This window comes from Vibrio sp. Vb1574, from assembly GCF_033338675.1.
Genome location: NZ_JAWOTC010000346.1, coordinates 1 through 1156 on the forward strand (window position 1 = coordinate 1; position 1156 = coordinate 1156).

The 1156-nt window shown below is 42.7% G+C and carries 2 protein-coding genes and 1 pseudogene; all 3 read left to right on the forward strand.

Going from position 1 to position 1156, the window contains the following annotated elements; all coding sequences use genetic code 11:
- Nucleotides 1-334: pseudogene (locus R7O12_RS26080) on the forward strand (lipoprotein NlpI); the annotation flags it as partial.
- 96 nt (nt 335-430) lie between these two features.
- Nucleotides 431-844 (forward strand): MarR family winged helix-turn-helix transcriptional regulator, encoded by a 414-nt coding sequence (locus R7O12_RS26085; RefSeq protein ID WP_005481594.1) that lies wholly within the window; start codon nt 431-433, stop codon nt 842-844.
- Between the two features lie 57 nt (nt 845-901).
- Nucleotides 902-1156 (forward strand): MATE family efflux transporter (locus R7O12_RS26090; RefSeq protein WP_318126955.1); only part of this gene is annotated, 255 nt, incomplete at its 3' end.

The following is a 1156-nucleotide window of genomic DNA, read 5'->3' on the forward strand; positions in this document are numbered from 1 at the left end:
AGATAGCAGTGAAGAATGGGGTTGGGTGTTAGTCGCTCTTATGCTACGCGATGTTTCTGATGAAGCGGCTCTTGCTGCGATCATGGATGGGACGCGAGAAAACTATCGCCTTGCTCAGCGATTGACGGAAACCTATTTTTATCTCGGTAAACGTCATCAATTGGAAGGTGACATCGCCAGCGCGATTTCGTTGTATAAGCTCGCCATTTCGTTGAATGTGTACGAGTACGTTGAGCATCGTTACTCTTTCTTGGAGTTAGCACAAATTTATGACCAACTTCAGCAAGATAGGTTGGCCAAGCTAAAAGCCGCCGAGCAACAAGAACAGCAATAATGATAAAGCCGCTTCCATAAGCGGCTTTTTTACGCTTGATGATTGAGATAACTCGCTTTAGAATAGTTAGTCTTGCTAACTAATTGGTGAATCTTTATGGCTTTAGAAGAGAGTTTGATCGATTTGGAGCGTTTTTGCGCCAAAGCTTGGCGTGTTTACGCTAAAGAAGATCCATTGTCTCATCTTAGCTTTAACGAATTTGATTACTTACGCGTAATTCAGGTGTTTCCTGAAGGCGTTCGTATTACTGATCTTGCCGACGAGTTACAGGTAACCAAACCTTCTGCCTCCAATATGGTGGTGCGTTTAGAAAAGAAAGGGTTAGTGAAGCGTATTGCTTGCAATGAAGATGCTCGCGCAAAGCGTGTCTTACTGACGGAAGATGTCGCTGAAAAAATGTCTTTAGAGCAAATTGTTTATAAGGATATTTCGGATCAAATGATGCTAAAGCTAAACGAACAAGAAGCCAAACAATTGCAGTCGCTACTCAATAAAGCGCTTGGAAATTAATTCAAAAATTCATTTATTTAACTATTTAGTTAGCTTTGCTAACTATTGGTGAGAATCATGCAAAACTCCATTTATAAACAGTTTTGGAAATATACCATTCCAACTGTCGCAGCCATGTTGGTCAATGGGCTGTACCAAGTTGTCGACGGTATTTTTATTGGCCGTTACGTTGGCGCTGACGGATTGGCGGGCATCAATGTTGCTTGGCCAGTGATTGGTAGCATTCTGGGAATAGGGATTATGGTTGGTGTGGGAACGGGAGCCCTGACTTCCATCAAGCAAGGAGAGCAAGATCAACAAGGTGCGAAACGG